The organism is Microvirga sp. P4_G7, from assembly GCF_056401005.1.
This window is the reverse complement of sequence record NZ_JBFUKD010000152.1, coordinates 1-6,953: the sequence shown is the minus strand read 5'-3', so window position 1 is coordinate 6,953 and position 6,953 is coordinate 1. Positions and strand designations below refer to the sequence as shown.

8 protein-coding genes and 1 tRNA gene are annotated in these 6,953 nt (G+C 62.5%); 4 read left to right on the top strand and 5 right to left on the bottom strand.

Annotated features, from left to right (window positions below; all coding sequences use genetic code 11):
* The first annotated feature begins 22 nt into the window (after window positions 1-22).
* On the top strand, window positions 23-1,522 hold the full coding sequence (locus AC1DT3_RS09095) for a tripartite tricarboxylate transporter permease (protein WP_477464932.1): 1,500 nt from the start codon (window positions 23-25) through the stop codon (window positions 1,520-1,522).
* Window positions 1,523-1,596: 74 nt separating this feature from the next.
* On the opposite strand, the gene AC1DT3_RS09090 is transcribed toward AC1DT3_RS09095, so the two are convergent.
* The 3 genes from AC1DT3_RS09090 to AC1DT3_RS09080 form a co-directional block, all read right to left on the bottom strand.
* Window positions 1,597-2,100 carry a DUF2059 domain-containing protein gene (locus AC1DT3_RS09090; RefSeq protein ID WP_477464931.1) on the bottom strand — a complete coding sequence of 168 codons (504 nt, stop codon included), beginning with the start codon at window positions 2,098-2,100 and terminating at the stop codon, window positions 1,597-1,599.
* Between the two features lie 30 nt (window positions 2,101-2,130).
* A complete protein-coding gene (rpiA, locus tag AC1DT3_RS09085; RefSeq protein WP_477464930.1) occupies window positions 2,131-2,838 on the bottom strand; it encodes a ribose-5-phosphate isomerase RpiA in 708 nt (235 codons plus the stop codon).
* A 217-nt stretch (window positions 2,839-3,055) separates the two neighbouring features.
* Window positions 3,056-3,457 (bottom strand): hypothetical protein, encoded by a 402-nt coding sequence (locus AC1DT3_RS09080; protein ID WP_477464929.1) that lies wholly within the window; start codon window positions 3,455-3,457, stop codon window positions 3,056-3,058.
* A 140-nt stretch (window positions 3,458-3,597) separates the two neighbouring features.
* Here AC1DT3_RS09080 and AC1DT3_RS09075 point away from each other — a divergent pair, with 140 nt between their 5' ends.
* Entirely contained in the window at window positions 3,598-4,287 is a 690-nt protein-coding gene (locus AC1DT3_RS09075; RefSeq protein ID WP_477464928.1) for an HAD family hydrolase, read from the top strand.
* Between the two features lie 71 nt (window positions 4,288-4,358).
* Here the strand turns inward: AC1DT3_RS09075 and AC1DT3_RS09070 are convergent.
* Window positions 4,359-4,433 (bottom strand) — tRNA-Val (locus tag AC1DT3_RS09070).
* A gap of 254 nt (window positions 4,434-4,687) precedes the next feature.
* Here AC1DT3_RS09070 and AC1DT3_RS09065 point away from each other — a divergent pair.
* The gene (locus AC1DT3_RS09065) at window positions 4,688-5,272 is read left to right on the top strand and encodes a L,D-transpeptidase (protein ID WP_477464927.1); all 585 of its coding nucleotides are present in this window, start codon (window positions 4,688-4,690) and stop codon (window positions 5,270-5,272) included.
* 61 nt (window positions 5,273-5,333) lie between these two features.
* Here AC1DT3_RS09065 and AC1DT3_RS09060 read toward each other — a convergent pair whose 3' ends face one another.
* Complete coding sequence (locus AC1DT3_RS09060) at window positions 5,334-5,708, bottom strand: gamma-butyrobetaine hydroxylase family protein (protein WP_477464926.1); 375 nt, start codon at window positions 5,706-5,708, stop codon at window positions 5,334-5,336.
* A 144-nt stretch (window positions 5,709-5,852) separates the two neighbouring features.
* Between AC1DT3_RS09060 and moaA the strand changes: the two genes are divergently transcribed.
* Window positions 5,853-6,881 (top strand): GTP 3',8-cyclase MoaA, encoded by a 1,029-nt coding sequence (gene moaA, locus AC1DT3_RS09055; RefSeq protein WP_477464925.1) that lies wholly within the window; start codon window positions 5,853-5,855, stop codon window positions 6,879-6,881.
* Window positions 6,882-6,953 lie beyond the last annotated feature (72 nt).

Sequence of the window (6,953 nt, the reverse complement as noted above, 5' to 3'; positions counted from 1 at the left end):
GCGTTTGATCTGAGGGTTTGAAATGGACGCCTTTATCGCCCTCGCGCACGGACTGACCGTCGCCGTCCAGCCGATGAACCTGCTCTTCGCACTCATCGGCGTTCTGCTCGGGACCGCAGTCGGCGTGCTGCCCGGCATCGGCCCGGCCCTCACCGTCGCGCTCCTTCTGCCGATCACGTTCAAGCTCGATCCAGGCGGCTCCATCATCATGTTCGCCGGTATCTATTATGGCGGCATGTATGGCGGATCGACCACCGCGATCCTGATCAACACCCCCGGCGAAAGCGCCTCGATGGCGACGGCGCTCGAAGGCAACAAGATGGCGAAGGCCGGACGCGGCGGGCCAGCGCTCGCCACCGCCGCCATCGGTTCGTTCGTCGCCGGCACGATCGCGACGCTGGGCCTTGCGTTTCTGGCGCCGACTCTCGTGGAGCTCGCGGTTCAATTCGGTCCGGAGGATTACTTCGCCCTCATGTGCGTCGCTTTCGTCACCGTGTCCGCGACGTTCGGCGACTCGCCCGTTCGCGGCCTGACGAGTCTCTTCATCGGCTTGGCCCTCGGTCTTGTCGGCATCGACAAGCTGACGGGACAGGCGCGGCTCACCTTCGGCGTTCCCGAATTGCTGGATGGCGTCGAAGTCACCACGCTCGCCGTCGGCCTGTTCGCCGTGGGCGAAGCGCTTTATGTCGCCTCGCGGCGTCATATCCAGGAGGAAGTCCTCGAACCCGTCAGAGGCTCGCTCTGGATGACCAAGGAAGACTGGAAGCGATCGTGGAAGCCCTGGCTTCGCGGCACGGCCTTCGGATTTCCGATCGGAGCCTTGCCGGCCGGTGGCGCCGAAATCCCGACCTTCCTGTCCTATTCGACGGAGAAGAGGCTGTCCAAGCATCCGGAGGAATTCGGGCGCGGTGCCATCGAAGGCGTTGCGGGCCCCGAAGCCGCCAACAACGCGTCCGCCGCCGGAACGCTCGTTCCGCTGCTGGCGCTCGGTCTACCCACCTCGGCGACAGCGGCGATGATGCTCGCCGGCTTCCAGCAATACGGCCTCAATCCCGGTCCGCTCCTGTTTGCCGAGCGGCCCGAACTGGTCTGGGGCCTGATCGCGAGCCTGTTCATCGCCAACACGATGCTGCTGGTTCTCAATCTTCCGCTCGTCGGTCTCTGGGTGAAGTTGCTCGCCATTCCGCAGCCCTGGCTCTATGCGGGCATTCTGGTGTTCGCGACCATGGGCACGATTGCAGCCAAGCCCTCAGTGGTGGAGCTMACCATGCTCGGGGTCTTCGGCGTTCTCGGCTTCTTGATGCGGCGGTTCGACTACCCCATTGCGCCGGTCGTCGTCGGTCTCATCCTGGGGCCGATTGCCGAAAGCCAGCTCCGACGCGCATTGTCGATCAGCCTCGGGGATCCGATGGTGCTGCTGCAGAGCCCGATTTCGGCGACCCTGTTGAYGGTCGCCTTGATCGCCCTCGTCCTCCCCTTCGTTCTCAAGGGAATGAACAAGTTCAAGGCCGCGGAAGACTAGCTTTCGCTGAGACAGCACTGCGCAAAAGAAAGGCCCGGCAATGCCGGGCCTTTTTCGTTTCGTGCCGTTGCCACTTAGTTCAACTGATGACCGCGCTTCGACATTTCCGCGCGGGCACGGATCATGACGTACTCGGCGATGTTCTGGGTCCAGGTCGCGAGCTCCCTGACGACATCGTCGAGCAACGCTGGCTGGATCTGAACGTACTTGATTCCGGCTGCCGACTTGTAGAAGGCCGCGATTTCCTTCAGTTCCGGCTCGGTCAGCTGCGCGGCGAAAATCTTCGCGGCGGTGTCGATCATCTTCTGCTTCTGCAGCTCGACTTCCGGCTTCAGAATTTCGACGACCTGGTCGAGGTCTTTTTTGATCTCCGGGCGGGTCACGTTCATCTGCTGCAATTGACCGATCAGCGGCTCGGACATCGCGTCGATGGAACGGGTCATGCCGGACGTGATCGCGACCTCACGGGCGAGCGCCAGATGGCTCGCGGTCGGCTGCGGGGCCTGCTGCGCCAGCACCGGACCTGCAAACAGGAAGAGCGCCACGGACACCGCGGCCAGACGAGAAGAACGGATCATTGAGGAGGCTCCAATCATAGAGGCTTATGGTCAGACCTGACCGAGTTCGACAAGCCCGCCGTCCGTCGCAAGGATCGCGCCGGTGGCAAGGCCGATGAAAAGACCGTGTTCGACAACGCCGGGAACGGTGTTGAGCGAGGACGCGAGCCGCTCGGCATCGCCGATACGTTCGAGAGGTGCGTCGAGAATATAGTGCCCGCCATCGGTGACAAAGACATCGCCTGTCGCAGTGCGCCTGAGACGCAGCGTGTCGGACAATCGCTGCTCCCGCAGAAGCCGGGCAATTGCGATTTCGGTCGTCTTCAGCCCAAACGACACCACTTCGATCGGCAGCGGAAAACGGCCGAGCTGCTGCACGCGCTTCGTCCCGTCGGCAATCACGATCATGCGCCGGCTCGCGGCTGCGACGATCTTTTCGCGCAACAGGGCGCCCCCGCCACCCTTGATCAAGCGGAGCTGATCGTCGAGCTCGTCGGCGCCGTCGATCGTCAGGTCGAGTTGGGGTGTTTCGTCGAGGGTCGTCAGCGGAACGCCTTCACGCTCCGCCTGCGCCCGCGTCGCCTCGGATGTCGGAACGCCGACGACCCGCAGACCGTCGCGGACACGCTCGGCGATCGCCGTCACGAAATGCGCTGCGGTCGAACCGGTCCCCAGACCGAGCCTCATGCCGTCGGTGACGAGAGCCGCCGCCCGCCGCGCCGCGGCGCGCTTCAATTCATCGCTCACTGGTCGCTCCATGGAACAAGGACGTTAGGGGAACAAGGACGATATGCCGGCGAGCCATAGCCGAACCTGCGGGACGGACCCGCTTCAGCCATCGCACGTACAGATCCTGCCGCTGCATATCGTTTTTCCGCGACTCCGCAAGCCGAAGGCACCGATCACGCTCGATACCCCCCGAAAGCGCAACTACATAACCGTACTCGGCCGGTAAGGGAATGCGATTGTTGCAGGGCTAAGGTTTTTGCGGGGATGCGCCGGATCCCGGCCTCACGCTCGGGGTCGACGCGGTCGGTGCGCCAGGGGCCGCAGCGGACGGGCTGGTTTGTGGGGTGCAGACGACCTTTTCGTCGAACACGTAACAGACACTCATGTCGCCGGTGCGGAAATTGACCCGAAAGACGCCGCCCTCCCGGTCGTGACGCGAGGCGACGAGACCGTATTCCCCAGGAACCTGCGCGCCGGCGCCCTCCCCGGGACCAAAGCAGAGCGTGACGCCGATCGTGCCCTCCTGGAGACCGTACTGGCACGAACTGACCTCACCGGTGATGCGCTCGATCCGGTAGACGCGGTTCAGGTCGTTCTGCGGAGCCGGAACAAAATCATATGGAGCTGCAGAAACGGAAGTCGCTAACATTCCGGCAACCAATGATGCTGCAACATGGACGCAAAGACTGGTCCGCCGCATTCTCGTCTCCCTCTAGGCAAATCGAATCAGACCGGCAGCATATCATCGCCGCGCTTGATTCCCCTGCCCCTAAAAGCTAGCCAGGACTCATGGCCCAACACCTTCGCCCGATTGCCGTCTTCGATCTCGATGGAACGCTCGCCGACACCGCAGGCGATCTGATCGGGACCCTGAACGTCATCCTCGAACATGAGGGCCTGGCGCCTCTTCCGCTGCGGAAAGCACGGGATCTGATCGGTTCAGGCGCGCGTGCCCTCATCGAGCGCGGCTTCGCGACCGCGGGACGGGATCTTTCTCCGGATCGGTTGGAAGAACTGTTTCRGCAATTCATGGTCCATTACGGCGAGAATATCCGCGTTCATACGACCCTGTTCCCAGGAGTCGAGCGGGCTCTCGCGGATCTGGCCGAGGCGGGTTTCCTGCTGGCGGTCTGCACCAACAAGGTTGAAGTCCACTCGGTGAAGCTGCTCGAGGCGCTGGGAGTCGCAAGCCGGTTTGCCGCCAATTGCGGGCGCGACACCTTTCCGTTCTTCAAGCCGGATCCCCGTCATCTGACGCTGACGATCGAACGCGCCGGAGGCGATCCGCGCAGGGCCGTCATGATCGGCGATTCCAAGACCGATATCGTGACCGCTCAAGCAGCAAAGATCCCGGTCATCGCCGTGCCGTTCGGCTACACCGATGTGCCCGTGCGCCGTTTGAACCCGGAACTGGTCATCGACCACTTCGACGATCTGTTCGCCGCAACGACGAACCTCCTGAAGAAGATGGCGGCCTGAAAGCGCGCAACGCCAAGCGTTGCCCCGCCAAGGGGAACACGCGATTGTGAAGACAGACATGAACCGGAAAATGGTGGGCGCGACAGGGATTGAACCTGTGACCCTTCGCGTGTGAAGCGAATRCTCTCCCGCTGAGCTACGCGCCCGGTGAGGGCCTTCTAAGGGCCTGAAACCCCATACGTCAAGCCGATCCTTTCAGCGACCGACATTATTGCTCGTTATGAGGCTCGGCCGGAAATGTGGCGGCTCCCGCATAAGACCTGATTAACGACGCGGCCAAATGATGGCAGGCAGCCCTATGAATTCGGCTGAATCCTCTGCTATGGAACGGATCTCAAACGGGGCTATTGCGTTTAATTAAGACCAAACGCGATCAAAACGAGAAGTTTTCGAGGCAATTATGGGACGCATTCGCGCCGCCCTGTACGGGCTTGCGTGCGCCGCCGTCGCTTTTGCGACGCCGGCTGCCGCTTTCACAGAAATCGATCCGCTGACGCGCCAGCCGCTTTACGGCAACGATCAGTCGTTCCAGGCGCAGGCTTCGCCGATTCCTCGGGAAGTCGTCTCGTTCGACGGTCGCTATGCGCCCGGCACCATCGTCGTCTCCACGTCGGATCGCCGGCTCTACTACGTCATCGGCAACGGCCAGGCCGTTCGCTATGGAGTCGGCGTCGGACGACCGGGGTTCACCTGGGGTGGAGCGCACAGCGTCACCATGAAGCGCGAGTGGCCGGATTGGCGTCCGCCGTCGCAGATGCTGAAGCGCCGCCCCGACCTGCCTCGCTACATGCGTGGCGGACCGGACAACCCGCTCGGCGCCCGCGCGCTCTATATCGGCAGCACGATCTATCGCATCCACGGCTCCAACGAGCCGGAGACGATCGGTCAAGCCGTTTCATCCGGATGCATCCGGATGACGAACGAAGATGTGATCGATCTCTATGGCCGCGCCAAAGTCGGCGCCCGAGTCGTCGTCCTGCGTTGAGCGCACTGCAAGAAATGCATTCAAGGCCGGCGTTTCGCCGGCCTTTTTCGTTTGGCGGCGTCTACATGCGCCTGACTGGATCCCGCGAGAGCCCCTTCGCAGCGAGTTCGGCGAGATAGGCTTCCCACTTCTCCGCTTTAGCCTCCCCGAGTTCGTAGAGGTAGCCCCAGCCGTAGATTCCCGTATCGTGAAGATCGTCGAAAGTGAGCTTGACCGCGTAATTGCCGATCGGCTCGATCTTGATGATCTCGACATTCCGCTTGCCCGGCACCGTTTTGCGCTCCGAAGGGCTATGCCCCTGAACCTCCGCAGACGGACTCGCGATCCGCAGGAGCTCGGCCGGGAGCTCAAAGGTTTCGCCGCTGTCGAAGGCAACATGGAGCGTCCGCTTGTCCTTGCTCAGGCGCAATTCGCTCGGCCAACGGTCGGATGTCATCGTTCAACCTTCTTCAGGTGCTTGATCTTCCTGCGGTCCTGTCCGACATCTAAGCTAAGGGCAAGCCCCAAGTCACCCAAGCCCCAAGTCACCAAAGTCACCAACCTCACGGTGGCGACTTGATCAGGAGCGATTTCGACCGCGATGTGGGACATCTCCGCGCCATCGGCAGAGCTGAACGCTCCTCTCGTCGACCCGTTCGGGCGTGCCATCACCTATCTTCGCGTCTCAGTGACGGACCGGTGTGATTTTCGCTGTGTCTATTGCATGTCCGAGGACATGTCCTTCCTGCCGAAGCGCGATCTCCTCACTCTCGAAGAGCTCGACCAGTTGTGCACCGTCTTTGTCGCACGGGGGGTCCGCAAGCTGCGCATCACCGGCGGAGAGCCGCTGGTACGCCGGAACATCATGAGTCTGTTCCAAGCCCTCTCTCGACATCTCGCATCCGGCGCACTCGACGAGTTGACCGTAACGACCAACGGCTCCCAGCTCGCGCGCCACGCCGCCGAACTCGCCGCCCACGGCGTCAAGCGGATCAATGTTTCGCTCGATACGCTCGACCCGGCCAAGTTTCGCCGGATCACACGATGGGGCGACATCGCGAAGGTGATGGAGGGCCTCGACGCGGCGCAGGCGGCGGGGCTCCGGGTCAAGATCAACGCCGTCGCGCTCAAGGACGTGAACGAGCATGAGATCGAAAGCCTGATGGAATGGGCGCACGGGCGTGGCATGGACCTCACGCTCATCGAGGTCATGCCCCTGGGCGAGATCGAGACCCAACGCGTCGACCAATTCCTGCCGCTGTCTGCGGTACGTGCGCGTCTGCGTGAGCGCTATGCGCTCGAGGATCTTCCCGAACGCAGCGGCGGTCCGGCCCGCTACGTGAGCGTCAAGGAGACGGGCGGCAAGCTTGGGTTTATTACGCCCTTGAGCCACAATTTCTGCGAGAGCTGCAATCGAGTCCGCCTGACCTGCACCGGGCAGCTGTTCATGTGTCTCGGCCAAGAGGACGCGGCGGATCTCAGGACGCCGCTTCGTGACGGTTCGCTGCAGGACCTCGAAGATGCCATCGCGGATGCGATCGCGCGCAAGCCGAAGGGGCACGACTTCATCATCGACCGCCGCCACAACCGTCCGGCCGTCGCGCGACATATGAGCCTCACYGGCGGGTGACGCTTCCCAAGACCGCGGCCGTTCAGTAAAAGACTGCAGCGGCCAAGCTAGATCTCCAACAAGACAGTATTC

Coding starts and splice junctions, on each gene's coding strand:
- AC1DT3_RS09080 (WP_477464929.1), bottom strand. CDS start 3,457: ATGTTAGCGACTTCCGTTTCTGCAGCTCCATATGATTTTGTTCCGGCT.
- rpiA (WP_477464930.1), bottom strand. CDS start 2,838: ATGGAGCGACCAGTGAGCGATGAATTGAAGCGCGCCGCGGCGCGGCGG.
- AC1DT3_RS09065 (WP_477464927.1), top strand. CDS start 4,688: ATGGGACGCATTCGCGCCGCCCTGTACGGGCTTGCGTGCGCCGCCGTC.
- AC1DT3_RS09060 (WP_477464926.1), bottom strand. CDS start 5,708: ATGACATCCGACCGTTGGCCGAGCGAATTGCGCCTGAGCAAGGACAAG.
- AC1DT3_RS09090 (WP_477464931.1), bottom strand. CDS start 2,100: ATGATCCGTTCTTCTCGTCTGGCCGCGGTGTCCGTGGCGCTCTTCCTG.